General features: G+C 57.3%; 16 protein-coding genes. 11 read left to right on the top strand and 5 right to left on the bottom strand.

The annotated features are described in order from the left end of the window. The first annotated feature begins 135 nt into the window (after positions 1-135). Positions 136-1,167 (top strand): LacI family DNA-binding transcriptional regulator, encoded by a 1,032-nt coding sequence (locus tag O1722_RS07925; protein WP_033487332.1) that lies wholly within the window; start codon positions 136-138, stop codon positions 1,165-1,167. On the opposite strand, the gene O1722_RS07930 is transcribed toward O1722_RS07925, so the two are convergent. Beyond that, on the bottom strand, positions 1,164-2,111 hold the full coding sequence (locus O1722_RS07930) for a sugar-binding transcriptional regulator (RefSeq protein WP_023295033.1): 948 nt from the start codon (positions 2,109-2,111) through the stop codon (positions 1,164-1,166). The genes O1722_RS07925 and O1722_RS07930 overlap by 4 nt on opposite strands. A gap of 211 nt (positions 2,112-2,322) precedes the next feature. On the opposite strand from O1722_RS07930, the gene dalD reads away from it, so the two are divergent. The 10 genes from dalD (at position 2,323) to O1722_RS07980 (ending at position 13,871) form a co-directional block, all read left to right on the top strand. Beyond that, positions 2,323-3,690: a D-arabinitol 4-dehydrogenase gene (gene dalD / locus O1722_RS07935; protein WP_033487331.1), complete on the top strand. Its 1,368-nt coding sequence runs from the start codon at positions 2,323-2,325 to the stop codon at positions 3,688-3,690. Positions 3,691-3,699: 9 nt separating this feature from the next. Continuing rightward, positions 3,700-5,163 (top strand): xylulokinase, encoded by a 1,464-nt coding sequence (xylB, locus tag O1722_RS07940; protein ID WP_033487330.1) that lies wholly within the window; start codon positions 3,700-3,702, stop codon positions 5,161-5,163. Between the two features lie 67 nt (positions 5,164-5,230). Next, a complete protein-coding gene (locus O1722_RS07945; protein WP_017693074.1) occupies positions 5,231-6,508 on the top strand; it encodes an RbtT/DalT/CsbX family MFS transporter in 1,278 nt (425 codons plus the stop codon). Between the two features lie 44 nt (positions 6,509-6,552). Continuing rightward, the gene (locus tag O1722_RS07950) at positions 6,553-7,218 is read left to right on the top strand and encodes an HAD family hydrolase (protein WP_080296615.1); all 666 of its coding nucleotides are present in this window, start codon (positions 6,553-6,555) and stop codon (positions 7,216-7,218) included. 297 nt (positions 7,219-7,515) lie between these two features. Further along, positions 7,516-8,670: a mandelate racemase family protein gene (locus tag O1722_RS07955; RefSeq protein ID WP_015572356.1), complete on the top strand. Its 1,155-nt coding sequence runs from the start codon at positions 7,516-7,518 to the stop codon at positions 8,668-8,670. A 33-nt stretch (positions 8,671-8,703) separates the two neighbouring features. After that, positions 8,704-10,320, top strand: a complete 1,617-nt coding sequence (locus O1722_RS07960; protein ID WP_100151235.1) for an ABC transporter substrate-binding protein — start codon at positions 8,704-8,706, stop codon at positions 10,318-10,320. Continuing rightward, entirely contained in the window at positions 10,317-11,354 is a 1,038-nt protein-coding gene (locus O1722_RS07965; protein WP_017693076.1) for an ABC transporter permease, read from the top strand. Before O1722_RS07960 ends, O1722_RS07965 begins: the two co-directional genes overlap by 4 nt. Next, the gene (locus O1722_RS07970) at positions 11,351-12,256 is read left to right on the top strand and encodes an ABC transporter permease (RefSeq protein WP_015572358.1); all 906 of its coding nucleotides are present in this window, start codon (positions 11,351-11,353) and stop codon (positions 12,254-12,256) included. The genes O1722_RS07965 and O1722_RS07970 overlap by 4 nt, the downstream gene beginning before the upstream one ends. Then, entirely contained in the window at positions 12,228-13,088 is an 861-nt protein-coding gene (locus O1722_RS07975) for an ABC transporter ATP-binding protein (RefSeq protein WP_023295029.1), read from the top strand. The genes O1722_RS07970 and O1722_RS07975 overlap by 29 nt, the downstream gene beginning before the upstream one ends. Before the next feature lie 9 nt (positions 13,089-13,097). Next, a complete protein-coding gene (locus O1722_RS07980; protein ID WP_032104609.1) occupies positions 13,098-13,871 on the top strand; it encodes an ABC transporter ATP-binding protein in 774 nt (257 codons plus the stop codon). 69 nt (positions 13,872-13,940) lie between these two features. Here the strand turns inward: O1722_RS07980 and yegS are convergent, their stop codons facing one another. The 4 genes from yegS to trhP form a co-directional block, all read right to left on the bottom strand. Then, positions 13,941-14,840: a lipid kinase YegS gene (gene yegS, locus O1722_RS07985; protein WP_015572360.1), complete on the bottom strand. Its 900-nt coding sequence runs from the start codon at positions 14,838-14,840 to the stop codon at positions 13,941-13,943. A 178-nt stretch (positions 14,841-15,018) separates the two neighbouring features. Further along, complete coding sequence (locus tag O1722_RS07990; protein ID WP_050515890.1) at positions 15,019-15,618, bottom strand: hypothetical protein; 600 nt, start codon at positions 15,616-15,618, stop codon at positions 15,019-15,021. A 7-nt stretch (positions 15,619-15,625) separates the two neighbouring features. Then, positions 15,626-16,591 (bottom strand): Ssp4 family T6SS effector, encoded by a 966-nt coding sequence (locus tag O1722_RS07995; protein WP_033487327.1) that lies wholly within the window; start codon positions 16,589-16,591, stop codon positions 15,626-15,628. 396 nt (positions 16,592-16,987) lie between these two features. Next, complete coding sequence (gene trhP / locus O1722_RS08000) at positions 16,988-18,349, bottom strand: prephenate-dependent tRNA uridine(34) hydroxylase TrhP (protein ID WP_017383261.1); 1,362 nt, start codon at positions 18,347-18,349, stop codon at positions 16,988-16,990. Positions 18,350-18,528 lie beyond the last annotated feature (179 nt).

The following is an 18,528-nucleotide window of genomic DNA, read 5'->3' on the forward strand; positions in this document are numbered from 1 at the left end:
TTTAGGGTGTGTCTGCTTTCGCGTGAAGAACGGGGGTTCTGACTGACGCGTGAAGCAAACTGCTCAATCGATGAAGCAGATCTAGCACTTGCTTATTTCTCCAGCAAGAGACATTCAAAATGAAGAGGCGATTTTGTGACGCGCGTTGAGAAAACGAAGAAAACGACCATTTACGATCTGGCGGAACTCACCGGCGTTTCTGCCAGCGCGGTGAGTGCTATTTTGAATGGCAACTGGAAGAAACGCCGCATCAGCGCCAGCCTGGCAGAGAAGGTAACCCGCATTGCACAAGAGCAGGGCTACGCGGTTAACCGTCAGGCAAGCCTGCTGCGCAGCAAGAAATCGAACGTTATCGGCATGATTGTGCCGAAATATGACAACCGCTATTTCGGCTCTATAGCGGAAAAATTCGAAGAGATGGCGCGTGCCAGAGGGCTGTTGCCGATTATTACCTGCACACGCCGACAGCCGGAACTCGAGCTGGATGCCGCCCGTGCCATGCTCTCCTGGCAGGTTGACTGGGTCATTGCCACGGGGGCGACACACCCGGACAAAATTGCTGAACTCTGTCATCAGGCGGGCGTACCTACGCTAAATCTTGATCTGCCGGGTACCCTGGCGCCCTCTATCATTTCGGATAACTACGGCGGCGCGAAGATGCTGACAGAGCGGATCCTCGCCAGCAGCTTTAAACGGTTTGGTTCGCTGGCTCCGCTGACCTTCGTGGGCGGACGCCGGAGTGATAACAACACCGCAGAGCGCCTGCGCGGGTTCCTTGATGCCCATCAGGCCCATGGGCTGACCGTTCCGGAACAGCAGCTGCTGGTCACCGGGTACTCGTCATCGCGCGTGGAGGAGCAGCTCAGAACCACCTTCCCGTCGCCATCGACGGCGCTAAAGGGGCTGTTTGTCAATTCGACCATTTCGCTGGAGGGGGTGGTACGTTGGCTGGCCCAATACGGGCAGACCGGCCAAAATCAGCCGCCGATGGGTTGTTTTGACTGGGACCCATTTGTCTCTCTGCTGGGACATGATATCGACATGGTGCGCCAGGACGTCCCGGCGATGCTGGAGAAGGTATTTGAAATTCTCGATTCCGGTGATACCTCGGTCAGGCGTATTGAGATCCCACCGGAACTGATTGGCAGCCAGAGCGTCACGGGCTAGCCCTGACGCGTCAGCAGCCAGCGCGCGGTCTGTTCATCCGTCACCAGACCGTTTACCCAGCCGCCTTTGAGGGCGGCAAGGATCGCCGGGCGTTTATCCTCGCCGCAGGCGGCCGCAATGCGTGGGCACTGGCTCTGGCGAATATCGTAGCTGGTAATAAAGCGATTAATCTGGCTGTCGATGACGTTGCCGTCGGCATCGATAAAGCGTCCGAGTATTTCGCCAACGCCACCGCGCTGGGTCAACTCTTCCAGCTGTGCCTCATCGATAAACCCGTCTTTGAAGATAGGGCTCTGCCTGCCCAGCGCCCCGATGCCGACAAAAATCACATCGGCCGCATCCGCCACGGCGCAGACGTTACGGAACAGGCGGTTTGAGCACCACATCTCATGCTCCTCGCTGGACTGAGCATAGCGCGGCGCCGGCCACTGGTAATATTTTCCCTGAATTTTACGCGCCAGCAGCAACGGCACATCATCGTAATAGTTACATTGCCCGTGCTCGTTCATGGCGCTGATCAGGGCGACACAGCGGGTGTTGTGGCTGTCAAAATCGATACGCTTGATGGTTTTTTTTAGCGTCAGTCCGGAGCCAATTCCGACAACCGTGGGTTTATCACCTTGCAGGTAGCGGGCCATCAGCTGATAACAGCCAAACGTCACGCTATCCAGCGCGCTTTCATTGCGGTAGACGGGCACAATGTTGCAGTGGGTCAGGTGATATTTTTCCGCGAGAAGTTGCGCATAATCGAGGCAGTTAGCGACAGGGTGATGAAGCCCAATCGAGACAATGCCTTCCTCTTTCGCGGCGGCAATCAGCCGCTGCACCACCGGTCTTGATGTGCCGAGCTGGCTGGCAATTTCGCTTTGATTAAGCCCGGCGATGTAATACATCCATGCCGCCCGCACTTTTTGATCGAGCCTGATGTCATCTTCTTTGCTCACGTTTACCTGCCTCAAGAGTGGGGTTGAGGGCGGTCAACACCCACAACAATTGTCTGTCATTCTGGCGGGTGCTCCGCGCTGAGGCAAGCGGTTTGCTCTTTATTGGTCATTTGTTATTTGAATGGTCATTTGTTCTTTTGTGATCTGTAGCTCTTATTTTAATCAAATGATCATCTACAGTTCAGCCATAACCTCACTGGAGAACAGAACAATGACCGAGAAATACACATGGCTACATATTGGGCTGGGGTCTTTTCATCGTGCGCATCAGGCGTGGTATCTGCACCGCCTGATTGCCGGCGGCGATACGCGCTGGCACATCGCTGCGGGCAACATACGCAACGATGCTGAACATGTGGTGCAGGCGCTGGCCGCGCAGAAGGGGCGATATGTACTGGAGACCGTCAGCCCGGAAGGCGAGAGAGACTATGAAGAGATCGCCTCGATTCAGACGCTGATCCCGTGGCAGGCGGATTTGCAGCCGCTGATTGCCGAAGGGGCGAACCCGCAGACTCGGGTCATCGCGTTTACCGTGACGGAGGGGGGCTACTATCTGGATACCAGCCACAGGCTGGATGTGGCCAATGCCGATCTGGCGAGCGATATTAAGGGCGGCTGTAAAACCATCTACGGGACAATTGCCCGCATCCTCGAAGCGCGTATGGCGAACGGAGCGGGTCCGGTAACCTTGCTTAACTGTGACAACGTGCGGCATAACGGCGAGCGCTTCCACGACGGGTTGATTGAATTCTTAACCCTCAGCGGCAAACAGAGGGTCATCGAATGGCTGAGCGCTAATGCGACCTGTCCGAATACCATGGTGGATCGCATCACACCGCGTCCGGCGGCCGATCTCCCGGCGCGCATTAAGGCCCGGACGGGCATAGACGATAACGCCCCGGTTATGGGGGAACGCTTTATTCAGTGGGTGGTTGAAGACAATTTCCGCGACGTTCGTCCCGCGCTGGAAACGGTGGGCGTGGAGCTGGTGGGATCCGTCATCCCTTATGAAGAGGCGAAGATCCGCATCCTCAATGCCTCCCATAGCTGTATCGCCTGGGCGGGTACTCTGGTCGGGCAGCAGTATATCCATGAAAGCACGCTGACAGAATTTATCTACAAGATTGCCGACCGCTACGTGACGGAAGATGTCATTCCCTGCCTGGGAGATAATGGCATCGATCTGCCAGCCTACCGCGACGTGGTGCTTAAGCGTTTTACCAACCCCTGGATTCAGGACACCAACCAGCGCGTCGCGGCCGACGGGTTCTCGAAGATCCCGGCGATGATAGCCCCAACGCTGCGTGAATGTTACCAGCGCGGCGTACGTCCTGACGCTACCGCTATGCTGCCTGCGCTGTTCTACGTCTATATGGAGCAGTGGCATCACGGCAAGCTGCCATATGAATACCAGGACGGTATCCTCAACGCCTCTGCGGTACATGCGATGTTCGAATCGGACGATCCGATAGCCCGATATGCCAGCGATACCGCCCTGTTTGGCGATCTGACCGGCCGGGAAGATTTTGCCGCGCTTCTGCGTGAAAAAATCGCTGACGTCTACGCGCTGATTAAGTGAGAGGTGGGTATGTATCTGGGCATCGATCTTGGCACATCAGAATTAAAGGCGCTGGTCATTGACGAAAACAACGGCGTTGTCGCCACCCATAGCGCGCCGCTGACGATACAGCGTCCGAAGCCGCACTGGTCTGAACAATCGCCGGAATCCTGGTGGGAGGCAACCGAATACCTGATTGCCACCCTCCGGGAGAAGTGCGGCCACCACTGGCAGGCGATAAAAGCCATTGGCCTTTCCGGGCAGATGCACGGTGCGGTACTGCTGGATGCCGCGGGTGAACCCCTGCGTCCGGCCATCCTGTGGAATGACACCCGCTGCGCGCAGGAGTGCGCAGAGCTGGAAGAGATGGCGCCCGAACTGCACCAGGTGGCGGGGAACCTGGCAATGCCGGGGTTTACGGCACCAAAGCTGCTCTGGGTGCGCCGTCATGAGCCGCAGAACTTCAGCCGTCTCGCCACCGTGCTGCTGCCGAAGGATTATCTGCGCTTCAAAATGACCGGAAAAAAAATCTCTGATATGTCGGACTCGGCCGGGACGCTGTGGCTGGATGTGGGAAAACGAGACTGGTCGGATGCACTGCTGGAAAAATGTGGGCTGTCGCGTGCCGCCATGCCTGCGCTGGTGGAAGGGTGTGAGGTCTCGGCGCTACTCGAACCTGCGGTAGCGCAGCGGTGGGGTCTGAACCCCTCGGTTATCGTTGCCGGCGGCGGGGGAGATAACGCCGTCAGCGCGATAGGGGTTGGGGCCGTTTCGCCGGGCGATGCGTTTATTTCGCTGGGCACCTCCGGCGTGCTGTTTGTGGTCACGGATGCCTACCGTCCGGCGCCCCAGTCTGCCGTGCACGCGTTCTGTCACGTGCTGCCAAACCTGTGGCATCAGATGAGCGTGATGTTAAGCGCCGCCAGTTGTCTACAGTGGTTTTGCCGTCTGGTGGGCGTCACGGAGCTGGCATTGCTTGAGGAGATCGCCCAGCTAAGCGATGCGGAGAAAGCGAGCGCGCCGATGTTCCTGCCGTACCTTTCCGGGGAACGTACGCCGCATAACGATCCCTGTGCACGGGGCATGTTCTGGGGGCTAACGCACTCCAGCCAGCGTGCGCTGATGGGGTATGCGGTGCTGGAAGGCGTCAGCTTCGGTATTGCCGATGGCCTTCGCGTGTTGCAGGAGAGCGGCACGCAGATTGAACAGTGCTCCCTCGTCGGCGGCGGGGCGCGGAGCCCCTTCTGGGCCCAGCTGCTGGCCGATATTCTGGCGATGCCGGTGGTGACGCATAAGGGCGGCGAAACCGGCGGTGCGCTGGGGGCTGCACGGCTGGCCTGTCTCGCAGCCGGTAAGCCGCTGGCTTCCGTGTGCGAAAAACCTGAAGTCTATAAAACCTGGCGCAGCGATCCGGCGCGCCACCGTGCGCTGATGACGCGTTACCAGCAGTTTAACGCGCTTTACCAAAACGACCTGAACTACCGAAACCCATAATTCTGTGGCAAAGACCCTCCGGCGATGCTGCCGGAGCGGTTCCCTGTACCCTAAAAACGAGGTCAATATGTCGTTAAATAACAAACAATGGCTGGGATTACCCCTGAGTCTGGTCTGGGGGTATATCGCTATCGCGGTCTTTATGACGGGCGATGGTTTCGAGCTGGCATTCCTGTCGCACTATATTAAGGCGCTGGGCTTCACGCCTGCTGAAGCCTCTTTCGCCTTCACGCTTTACGGTCTCGCGGCGGCGCTCTCCGCGTGGATCTCCGGCGTGGTGGCTGAAATCATCACCCCGCAAAAAACCATGCTGATTGGCTTCGTCCTGTGGTGCGTTTTCCACGTCCTGTTTCTCGTTTTTGGTCTGGGTCAGGCAAATTACGCATTAATTCTGCTGTTCTACGGGATCCGCGGCCTGGCCTATCCGCTGTTCCTCTATGCCTTTATCGTCGCCATTGTGCATAACGTTCGCAGCGACAGTACCAGCGCGGCGCTGGGCTGGTTCTGGGCGGTTTACTCTATCGGCATCGGCGTGTTCGGCAGCTACATTCCGAGCTTTACCATTCCGCACATCGGGGAGATGGGCACGCTGTGGCTGGCGCTGGCATTCTGCGTAACCGGCGGGATCATTGCGCTGGTCTCTATGCGTAAGGTGGAAACGCCACGGCATATGCAGACTCTCTCCACCCGGGAAAAATTCGCCGAGCTGGGCCGTGCAGCGACGCTGCTCTACACCAACCGCAGTATTCTGCTCTCCAGCATGGTGCGTATCATCAACACCCTCTCCCTGTTCGGGTTTGCCGTCATCATGCCGATGATGTTTGTTGACGAACTGGGCTTCACCACCTCCGAGTGGCTTCAGGTCTGGGCGGTATTCTTCTTCACCACCATCTTCTCGAACGTCTTCTGGGGCGTGGTGGCGGAAAAAATGGGCTGGATGCGGGTGGTGCGCTGGTTTGGCTGTATCGGGATGGCGCTCTCGAGCCTGGCGTTTTACTACATTCCGCAGCACTTCGGGCATAACTTTGCCATGGCACTGGTGCCGGCCATCGCGCTGGGGATTTTTGTGGCGGCCTTCGTACCGATGGCGGCGGTGTTCCCGGCGCTGGAGCCGCGGCACAAGGGGGCGGCGATTTCGGTGTATAACCTGTCAGCCGGTCTGTCTAACTTCCTTGCGCCGGCGATTGCCGTGGTGCTGCTGCCCTGGTTCAGCACGCTCGGCGTGGTCATTGCCTACACGGCGCTGTATGTCGTGGCCTTCATCCTGTGTCCGTTTATTCGGGTTGAACAGCCTGGGTTTGTTCGTCAGGAAACCTGTAAGGGTGAAACGGTCGGAATTTCGTAATTTATTCAGGCCTGACGGCAGCGTCGGGCCATTCACGGAGACGTATGATGGATGTTAAGGCGGTAATTTTTGACATGGATGGCGTCATCATTGACTCCGAAGGCCTGTGGCGTCAGGCGCAGAAAGCAGCTCTGGCAGGCTGGCGTGCTGAGGTCAGCGATGAAGAGTGTGAGTCACTGACGAAAGGCAAGCGGCTGGATGAGATTGCCCGGACCTGGTGCGAATACTGCAAACTTGAGGCCGATCCTGAAATGATTGAAGCGGCCATTCGTCTGCGCATCATCGAACTGATTGGCCGGGAAGGCAAAGCGATAGAGGGCATCTACGACGTGATGTCGTATTTTCGTGAGGCAGGTTACCGGATTGCACTTGCCACCTCTTCGTCGCATGAAATCGTGCATGCGGTGCTTAAGAAACTCAGGATGGGTCACTATTTTGAGGTCATTTGCAGCGCCGACGATGAACGCTACGGAAAACCGCACCCTGCCGTCTATCTCTCGGCGCTGCGAAAATTAGGCCTGACGGCCTCGCAGTGCATAGTGATTGAGGACAGCCAGAGCGGCTACCGTGCCGCCCTTAGTGCGGGGCTCAAAACCCTCATCGTCTCGCCAGCGTGCCATCATGCCAGCTTTAACAATGCCAGTGGCCGGTATGCGTCTATGCATGCGCTGCTGGAAAAGCTTGCCGTTCCAGCCCCGGAAGCGGGTTAGTTGACTGATTTGTAAGCGCAGAAGTTTCCGCGGGTTGTTGCCGGTCAGCATATTCCTGCTTCTGCGCTTACCTTCAAATAACGTCCCCCGATCAACCTCACATTTCCCCGCGCTTTTGTGAAAATTGTCACGTCCGACCGTGCATATGCCCAAAAAATAGCCTCTCCTTAACGCGTTTTGTCCGAGGACGTGCTGATTTTTTATGCTTAAATTACATACTGAAACGCATTTTTAAAATCATAAAACCCCTTTGTCATTTTCTGCTTCTGGGCTTATCGCCGGACTTAAGGACCGATAATGAAAATTGAATCTGTAAACGTCACTGTTTTTCAGTACCCGACGCGTCGGGTCTCTGACGCCGCGGGGCATTCGCATCCGGGGCCGGAGAGCATGGCCAAAATGGCGATGCTGACCATCACGGCAGAAGAGGGCACCCGCGGATATTCGTTCGCGCCGCCGGAAGTGGTGCGCCCCTTTGTGGTCAATACCTTCTTTCGCAAAGTGCTGGTGGGGCAGGACGCATTCAACCGGGAACGCATCTGGCAGGATCTGGCGCACTGGCAGCGGGGAAGCGCGCATCAGCTGACCGAGCGTGCGCTGGGCTTCGTTGAACAGGCGCTGTGGGATCTGATTGGCCGTAAGCTCAACCTGCCGGTCTGGAAACTGCTTGGCGGCTATCGCGATAAGGTGCCGGCCTATGGCAGCACCATGTGCGGCGACGATCTGCCGGGCGGATTATCCACGCCGGAGGAGTACGCCAGCTTTGCCGAAAAGCTGGTGGCGCGCGGTTACAAGGCCATCAAGCTGCACACCTGGATGCCGCCGGTCTCTTTCGCCCCCAATCCAAAGATGGACGTCAAAGCCTGTGCCGCCGTGCGTGAAGCGGTTGGCCCGGACATTGACCTGATGATTGACGGCTACCACTGGTACAGCCGTACCGAGGCGCTGTACATCGGCAAAGCGCTGGAAAAGCTTGACTTCGCCTGGTTTGAAGAGCCGATGGAAGAGGAGAGCATGGCCTCCTACGCGTGGCTGGCGGAGAACCTCTCGATTCCGGTTATCGGGCCGGAAAGCCTGGGCGGAAAGCACCACAGCCGCGCGGACTGGATCAAAGCCGGGGCGTGCGACATCCTGCGCGCGGGGTCGAACGGCGTGGGCGGCATTTCCCCAACGCTGAAGGTGGCGAACCTGGCGGAATCTTTTGGCATGGACTGCGAAATACACGGCAACGGCGCGGCCAGCCTGGCGGTGATTGGCGCCATCAAAAACTGCCGCTGGTACGAGCGCGGCCTGCTGCACCCGTTCCTCGACTACGACCAACCGGCGGCGTACCTCAACAGCCTGGTGGACCCGATGGACGAAAACGGCATGGTCAGTCTGCCGACCCGCCCGGGACTGGGCGAAGACATTAATTTTGCATATATCGAAGCCAATACCGTCAGCCACGACTGACAGATAAAAACGTACCCTACAGGCGATATATACATGAAACGATCTCCCTTAGCCGGGGCGTGCTTGCTCGCGCTCTCGCTGATGATGGGGAGCGGTGCGGCGTACGCGAAAACGCCGCCCGACCAGCTCATCATCGGCATGAATATGAACAACCTCCTGACACTCGATCCGGCGGCGATGACCGGTAACGAAGTGGTCGGCATAGTGGTCAATCTCTACGATTCGCTGGTGGAGCTGGACCCGAACGCGCTCACAAACGTCAGGCCCGCGCTGGCGACGTCCTGGGATATTTCGCCGGACCGTAAAACCCTGACCTTTCACCTGCGTGACGACGTTAAATTCCACTCTGGCAACCCGCTCACGGCGGAGGATGTGGTCTGGTCGATGCGCCGTCTGCTGCACCTCAACCTTGCCCAGGCGTCGGTGTGGAAGTCGTATGGATTTTCTAAGCAAAACATCGACAGCCAAATCAGCGCCCCCGATGCCTACACGGTGCAAATTGTTCTGCCTAAGCCTAACGATCCGCAGCTGGTGATCTACTCCCTCGGCGCGCTCGGCAACCTCGGCGTGCTCGACAGCAAAACGGTGCAGCAGCACGCGGTGAATAACGACTGGGGCAACCGCTGGCTTACCACCAACGAAGCGGGTTCCGGCCCGTTTATGCTGGAAACCTTGCAGGCGAAGGATGTGCTGCGCATGCAGCGCAACCCGCAATACTGGCGGGAAGAACCCAAAATGAGTCGGGTGGTGCTGCGTCATTTCCAGGAGTCACAAACCCTGCGCCTGATGATTGAGAAAGGCGACCTCGACGTTGCCAACAACATGGCGGTGGCGGACATTAACGCCCTGCGCAAAGACCCGCAGCTCACCGTCGAAGCCGTGCAGAAAGGCACGGTCTACTACGTGGCGATGAGCATGAAAGAGGTCCATTTCGCTAACCCGAAGGTGCGCGAAGCGGTGCGCTATCTGATTGACTATCAGGGCATCAACAGCGCGCTGATGCCGGGCTACGGCGTGCTGCACCAGCGCCCCATCAAGGCGGGTATGCCATCAACGCTGCCGGACCCGGGCTATAAGCTCGATATCCCTCGTGCCAGAAAGCTGCTGGCAGAGGCGGGTTATCCGGACGGATTTGATACGACCCTGAGGGTGCTGGCGGATCAGCCGTTCCTGAATATTGCCATTGCGGTGCAGTCAACGCTGATGCAGGCGGGGATTAACGCCAAAATCATCACCGGCACCGGGAACCAGATCTACGGCGCAATGCGCGAGCGCAGGTTCGACATGCTGGTGGGGCGCGGCGGTAGCGGCGTCGAACCCCATCCGCACTCCAGCCTGCGGGCGTTGGTCTATAACCCGGACAACAGCGATGAAGCCCGTCTGACCAACTTCCAGGGCTGGCGTACCAGCTTCTACGACAAGCCGCTCAACGAAATGATCGACAAGGCCCTGCTGGAGCGCGATCCGGAAAAACAGATCGCCGACTACCAGCAGATCCACGTCCGCTACGACGCGCTGATCCCGGCGATGATCCCCCTGTCACAGATGGTCGATTCGGTGGTGGTGCGTAACGAGGTGAAGAACTTCCAGTCGCACCCGTCGGCCACCACCTTCCTGCGTGAGGTCTACAAAACCGGAGGTGACAAATGAGTGTGGCAATTCTCGCGCCCGGCTCACGGACCCGGCGCTTCTCAAAGCGGTTAACGCAGGTGGTGGTGACGCTGTTCGGTCTGCTGCTGCTGACCTTTTTCATCGGTCGCGTAATGCCCGTCGATCCGGTGCTGGCGATTGTCGGACCGGATGCCGACCACAGCACCTATCAGCAGGTCTATCACCAGCTGGGATTCGACCGGTCGCTGCTGGCTCAGTTCGGTATTTACCTCAATAACCTGCTGCACGGCGATCTGGGCAATGCCCTGCTGACGGGTAAACCGGTGACTGCCGATATTCTGCGCGTCTTCCCGGCGACGCTCGAGCTGGCGACGATGGCGATTATCGTCGGTGCGGGTCTGGGCATTCCGCTGGGCGTACTGGCGGCGGCGCGGCGCAACAGCGTTTCCGACTACGTGGTGCGCATCATCAGTCTGGCGGGTTATTCCACGCCGATTTTCTGGGTCGGGATGATGGGGCTGCTGCTGTTCTACGCCTGGCTTGGCTGGGTGGGGGGCGCGGGGCGTCTGGATCTCGGACTGGAGGGGGTAGTCCCGCGCCGTACCGGGCTGATGACGGTGGATGCATTGCTGGCCGGAAACGGCGCGGTGTTCTGGAACGCCATTAACCATCTGGTTTTGCCCGCGTCGTTGCTCGGCTTCCACTCGCTGGCCTACATCAGCCGCATGACCCGCAGCTTTATGCTGGCGCAGCTGTCGCAGGAGTTCATTATCACTGCCCGGGTGAAGGGCTTAACTGAACGTCAGGTGATCTGGAATCACGCGTTTCGCAACATTCTCGTGCAGCTCCTGACGGTAGTGGCGCTGGCCTACGGCTCGCTGCTGGAGGGGGCGGTGCTGATTGAAACCGTCTTCTCCTGGCCGGGCTTCGGTTCGTATCTCACCGGCAGCCTGCTGCTCGGGGATATGAACGCGGTCATGGGCTGCGTGCTGCTGGTGGGGGTCATCTTCGTGATGCTGAACCTGCTCTCCGACATGCTGTATCAACTCTTTGACCCGAGGACGAAATCATGACCGTTTCTCTGGATTCGCCGCTGGGGACCGGGCCATCCGAACGCCGCCAGCGTATCAGACGCACGCTGGGCCGCGCCGCGGGCTTCGTCGGCAAGATGGCGCGCAATCCGCTCACCGCCATCGGCGGCGGGATTATCCTGCTGCTGCTGATTGTGGCGGCGTTTGCCCCGCTGATCGCGCCGTACAACCCGCTGGTGCAGGACCTCAATAACGCGCTGGTCGCCCCGAACGCACTGCACTGGTTCGGCACCGACGAGTTTGGCCGGGACATCTTCAGCCGGCTGGTGTACGGCGCGCGCATCACGCTCTACATCGTGCTGCTGGTCTCCGTGACCGTTGGCCCGCTGGGACTGCTGCTGGGCGTGACCGCAGGCTACTTCGGCGGCAGGGTGGACGCGGTGCTGATGCGCGTCACCGATATCTTTATCTCCTTCCCGAGCCTGGTGCTGGCGCTGGCGTTTGTCGCGGCGCTCGGGCCGGGGCTGGAGCACGTGGTGATTGCGATTACGCTCACCGCCTGGCCGCCGATTGCCCGTCTGGCGCGCGCCGAAACCCTCTCTCTGCGCCAGGCCGATTTTATCTCCGCCGTGCGGCTTCAGGGTGCTTCCCCGGTGCGCGTACTGTGGCGTCACATTGTCCCGCTGTGCCTGCCGTCAGTGATTATCCGCATCACCATGAACATGGCGGGGATCATTCTCACCGCCGCCGGGCTGGGCTTTCTTGGCCTTGGCGCACAGCCGCCGGAGCCGGAGTGGGGAGCGATGATCTCCAGCGGTCGTACCTACATGATGGAGTGCTGGTGGGTGGTGACTATTCCGGGGCTGGCGATCCTGATCAACAGTCTGGCGTTCAACTTCTTAGGAGATGGCCTGCGTGACATCCTCGATCCTCGTAGCGAATAACCCGATGCTCGACGTGCGCGATCTCCACGTCGATTTTATCAACGGCGACGCGGTCACCCACGCGGTGCGCGGCGTCTCTTTCCAGCTCGGACGTGAAAAGCTGGCGATTGTCGGTGAATCCGGTTCCGGTAAATCCACCGTCGGGCGGGCGCTGCTACGCCTGCATCCGGCCAAAGCGCAGATCCGCGCCGCGCGGATGCAGTTTGGCGATGTCGATTTACAGGCCGTCAGCGAGGCGCAGATGCGCGGCATTCGCGGCAAGCGCATCTCGATGATCATGCAGGACCCGAAATACTCCCTTAACCCGGTGGTGTGCGTGGGCGACCAAATTGCCGAAGCCTGGCTGACCCATCATCCGGGGCGCAAGGCGGAAGCCAAAGCCAGAGTGCTGGAGATGCTCGATGTGGTGCGCATTCGCCAGCCGGAGCGGGTGTATCACCTCTGTCCGCACGAGATTTCCGGCGGGCAGGGGCAACGCATCATGATCGCCATGATGCTGATCGCCGATCCCGAGCTGGTCATTGCGGACGAGCCGACTTCGGCGCTGGACGTGTCGGTGCGTTTGCAGGTGCTGGGCCTGCTCGACGACCTGGTGCAGTCCCGCGGTCTGGGGCTGATCTTTATCAGCCACGACATCAACCTGGTGCGCAGCTTCTGCGACCGGGTGCTGGTGATGTACGCCGGACGGGTGGTGGAGTCGATTGCCGCGAAGGATCTGCACAACGCCAGGCATCCCTACACCCAGGGGCTCATCAGCGCGCTACCGGAAATCAACCATCGCCGACCGACTCTGCCGGTATTACAGCGTCAGGCCAGCTGGCTCAACGAGTAAGGAGCAGAGATGATCGAGATACAACACCTTAACCTGACGTTTGGCGAGGGCGAGAAGCGTAATCAGGTGCTGGACGATGTGAATATCAGCGTGAGGGACGGCGAGATTTACGGCCTGGTGGGGGAGTCCGGTTCGGGCAAAACCACGGTGCTGAAATGCCTTGCCGGGCTGTTTACCCACTGGGAGGGCGAGCTGGCGATTAACGGCAAGCGGCTGGAAAAACGTATCAGCCAGGAACGCTGCCGCCGGGTGCAGATGGTATTTCAGGATCCGTACGGCTCTTTGCATCCGCGTCACACCATCGGCGATATTCTGGAAGAGCCGCTGCACATTCACCGCATAAAAGATCGGGAGCGGCGCGTTCACGCCCTGCTGGATAAAGTTGGGCTTAGCCGGGCGTTTCGCGATCGCTATCCGCACCAGCTTTCCGGCGGGCAGCGCCAGCGCGTGGCGATTGCCAGGGCGCTGATTCTGGAGCCGCAGGTGCTGCTGCTGGATGAACCTACCTCGGCGCTGGACGTCTCGGTGCAGGCGGAAATCCTCAACCTGCTGGCGGAACTTCAGCGTGAGTCGAACCTGACCTATCTGATGGTGACCCACGATCTGGGCGTGATTGCCCATCTGTGTCAGAAGGTGGCGGTAATGCAGTATGGCAAAATCCTTGAAAGCCTGACGGTGGACGAACTGGTCGCCGGGCAGGCCAAAACCGACTATACGCGGATGCTGGTCAATGCCTCACAGCAGTATTCCCGCGAGATGGCGCGGGAGGTGGCGGTGTATTAGGTAGCCGGGTGGCGGCTACGCGATCGGTCCTGTAGGCCGGGTAAGGCGTAGCCGCCACCCGGCAAACCATCAGCGCAAGAGCTGACAATCCGGCGGTAATCGGCACTGCAACGCGCCCGGAACAACTTCGATGCGGAATTTCTCTCCGCTCAGCGGTTCGCCATCAAGGTTAAAGGTCATGCCGTGTGGGGCGATCACTTCAAACCACGCGGATTTCCCGGCGATGATATTGGGGCTCTCCTCTGGCTGCGTCAGCGTCGTAAACAGCGCGGGCAGCAGCCCGTCGCCAGTAAAAATGCGCAGCTGTAGCTGACCATCATTAATCAGGGCTTCCGGGCAAAGCTGCTGTCCGCCGCCTGCCTGACGTCCGTTGCCGATACCAATCACCAGCGCGTCGCCCTGCCAGTGGAAGTTCTCACCGTGGATTTCACAACTGTCGGGCTTGAGGGTGTCCATGCGCATCAGGCCGTGAATGAGGTACGAGACGCCGCCCAGCGCGGCTTTCAGCTTCTCCGGCGTTTCGCTGGTGATCCGCGTGCCGAAACCGCCCGTTGCCATGTTGATAAAGCAGGTTCTTTCATTCACCTGCGCAATGTCGACGGCGGTCGCTTTCCCGAGGATAGCCAGTTGCAGCGCTTTGCCTAAATCCTCAGGTATGCCGGCGCTGGTGGCAAAATCATTGGCGGTACCGAGCGGTAAAATGCCCATCACCGGGCGATGTGCTGTGTTGAGGTCAATAAGCGCACCAGCGATCTCGTTGATTGTTCCGTCGCCGCCGCCTGAAATGATGGTCTCAGCGCCTAACCTGATGCCTTCGTCGATATAGCGTGCCGCATCGCCTTTTTCAAAGGTCACCCGCACGTGAATGCGCGCGCCATCTTCACGCAATTCGGTGATCGCCTGGCGCAACAGATCGTTGCCTGCACTTTTGCCATTGAGAATTAATAAACTGTCTGGATAGGATGCCATCCGGGTTGCTCCCTTTTTTAACTATAGAAAGAGTGTATCCCAGAGAAGGAAAAAGCGGGTAAGAACAGGATGAAAGGCAAAAAATAAGCCCGCGTAAGGGGGCCTTTGAACCCGACCAAAGAACCCCGTAGCGCTTACATGGCTGTTACTGGTACTCAAATGGCAATTGTGGTCAACGTTAGAGGCCTGACGTTGGCCTTGCCTCAATTTTGAGCTGCTTACGCCAGACCCGATTATGTAGCGTTAGCGCAATTGAACGGTAAAAAATCGATGAATCCATCCACTTAATGTTCAGACAGAAAAAAACCAGCCCCAACAAAGAGGTTATTTGCGGTGTGTAGTTCTCAACAGGGCCGATTAAAAGCGAAATCCCTGTCCAGATGAAATAAACGATGCTCATTATGCCTGTCAGCGTAATGACGAAAATATGCAGTTTATATCCAGGCAAAGATCCCCGTGTAGTCAGAAACATCGTGCTCATCACTATCAGACAATACACAATTGCTGCAATGAATACTCCCATCATAACCTTAAATTCAGCTAAGCCGAGCCAGCGAAACAGCAACAGCCAGAGGGAAACTTGCACCATGGCGTAGCAAAAAATAGCAAGTAATGTGCTAACTGCCAGAGGAATCCCTGTCATATGTACGCCCACAGGAACGCCGAACTGATCTTTTAATTCTTCTTTTAATGTTTCAAGCTGGTGGAGATCATCGGTCGCCATTTTACTGTTAACCAAGGCACTTAATGTAAGGCTATTTTTAATGTATTTCATCATGGACGAGTCAATAACTTCCTGTAAATGAAAAAGACTGAATTAAACCAAAAATGTATTTACCCGTTTGTGCAACATTCTGCGGATTTCTGATATTTCCTGAGATAGCACTTCCAACAAAGGCAGAGGAATTTGAAATGGTGTTCAGCAACTCACGCTGTAAGAGCAACTGCAACGCTTCTGACGGATAACGTTTAGGATACACGCCTGCTTTCATTGCGGCTTTTACACCTGAATTCGAGATGCCGGGATTGCGGATACGAATAATCTCCTCTGTTAATCGCGTACGGTCAGCCCGGCTCATTTTTTGTAATAAAGAGAGCAAACTCTCAGACGATGAACGGTTAAGAAGGCGATAGGTCAATACAGCGCTTTTTAAACCCGCAGCAGCCCCGGCAAGAGAAATCGCATCCAGGGCTGTGTTGGTTGCTGTATACCACTCCTGGGAGTCCATCCACGCAACATAGTCATCATGATTCATAGCAATCAACGACAGGCGGCCAAGCCCATTTGCACATTGAATTCCTGTCGCAACACCACCGGCCAAGATCACAGCGGCTATAGCACCGGAAGACCCTGCGGTGAGTGGAATAGCCATGCCGGCACCTGCCGCAAGTACAACAGTAAGTATTGCGGCTCCGCAGGAAATTGCCGTTGAACCAATTTCAGTTGCCAGGGAAGGGGACTTAATCGTCGCCGTTGTTGCCTGAACAGGGTTAACTAACGAGGCATTTACTTTGGTTATGACTACATGACTAACCGAGCTTTCGTTTGGTGTCGCGATTCTTCTTGATGGCCTTACTAACCACTGACGTGCACCGTCTGAGTAGATAATCCCGGCCTGATTAAAATTTCTGCTACAGTCCAGTTGACCTGCAAGTGCTGTGAAATTTATATCGCAGCCAGAGGCAAGACCAAGACTACGTGCGATTTCGTAATCTGGAATATCCTTTGAAAACTGACTTGGGAATGTCACTTCATCTCTCTCCGTCCAGGTGAATCGTAGGCTGTTCTTGAATCAAGAGTAAGGGGGCTGCCATCTCTTACAATTAGGAATGTTCCGAATAGTTTTCATCCTTCTCTAATCCATTAAAAGATGGGATACAGATCCTTTGTCTGTACGATTCCCTTATATGCTATGCCAAATGCCGACACGACCCCCCACCAGGTCAACGCAACTCCATTTTAACTTTCAGGGGTAAAAAAAATAAGCCCGCGTAAGGGAGATTACGCAGGCTAAGGAGGTGGTTCCTGGTACAGCTAGCATTTATGGGTTATGTTTTTCAGCGGGGGGATAATACCCGTATTGAACGAAGCGGTATGTGATCCGATTCTAAGAATTATCCCAGCGTGAAAAAATCCCGTTGATTGACTATTTGCCGTGTGGATTTCGGGTATTTTCACCTTCAAAATTACGCATCAGCAGCGCAAACTCCAGCTCTACCTCTTCAGGAACCGGCAGCCAGACCACATGGCCGTCGCCAGGTGCGACCTCTATCGCCTCACCTTTTTTGTTTTCCAGGTGCTCCAGGCGGAAGTTCATGTTGCCCTGAGGCGTCATCAGCTCCAGGCTGTCGCCTTTAGTGAATTTGTTTTTTACGGCGACGGCGGCCAGCGGACCTTTACGTTCGCCGGTGAAGTCGCCTACAAACTGCTGGCGTTCGGAAATAGAGTAGCCATGCTCGTAGTTCTGGTAGTCGTCGTGGGTGTGACGACGCAGGAAACCTTCGGTATAGCCGCGATGCGCCAGACCTTCCAGCGTTTCCAGCAGGCTGGTGTCGAACGGTTTGCCGGCGGCGGCATCGTCGATGGCTTTGCGATACACCTGTGCGGTACGGGCGCAGTAGTAGTAAGACTTGGTGCGGCCTTCGATTTTCAGGGAGTGTACGCCCATCTGGGTTAAACGCTCGACGTGTGCGATGGCGCGCAGATCTTTGGAGTTCATGATGTAGGTGCCATGCTCGTCTTCGAAGGCGGTCATGTATTCGCCCGGACGTTTGGCTTCTTCGATCATAAACACGCTGTCGGTAGGCGCGCCGATACCCAGCGTTGGCTCAACGTTGGTGACCGGGATCGGCTCGTGTTTGTGCACGATATTGCCGATGTCATCTTCTTTGCCTTCCTGAACGTTATATTCCCAGCGGCAGGCGTTGGTGCAGGTGCCCTGGTTCGGGTCACGCTTGTTGATGTAGCCAGAGAGCAGGCAGCGGCCGGAGTAGGCCATGCACAGCGCGCCGTGAACGAAGATTTCGATCTCCATATCCGGGACCTGGGTGCGGATCTCTTCGATCTCTTCGAGGGACAGCTCGCGGGACAGAATGACGCGGGTCAGCCCCATCTGTTTCCAGAATTTCACCGTTGCCCAGTTGACGGCGTTAGCCTGCACCGAGAGGTGAATGTCCATCTCCGGGAAGTTCTCCCGAACCAGCATGATTAAACCCGGGTCCGACATGATCAGCGCGTCCGGCCCCATCTCCACGACCGGCTTCAGGTCGCGAATGAACGTTTTCAGCTTGGCGTTGTGCGGCGCGATGTTCACCACCACGTAGAATTTTTTGCCCAGGGCATGCGCTTCATTGATGCCGAGCTGAAGATTCTCGTGGTTGAATTCGTTGTTACGCACGCGCAGCGAGTAGCGCGGCTGGCCCGCGTAAACGGCGTCGGCACCATAGGCGAAAGCGTAACGCATATTTTGCAGCGTTCCCGCCGGGGAAAGGAGTTCCGGTTTAAACATGTTTGTTCTCGTTCTGATGACAGGTCAGATCCGCGTGCACCTGGTGCAGCGGTAAGGGGAGATCCCCCACTTTAAGGGCGGGCATTGTAGCGCTGCGGGGAAGAGAGGTAAAGCTTTGCCCCTCACCCTAACCCTCTCCCCTTTGGGGCTGAGGGTTCCCCACAAAATAATGCCTGCAC

The sequence above is a fragment of the Enterobacter cloacae complex sp. HYC003_NIDB genome, from assembly GCF_056673375.1.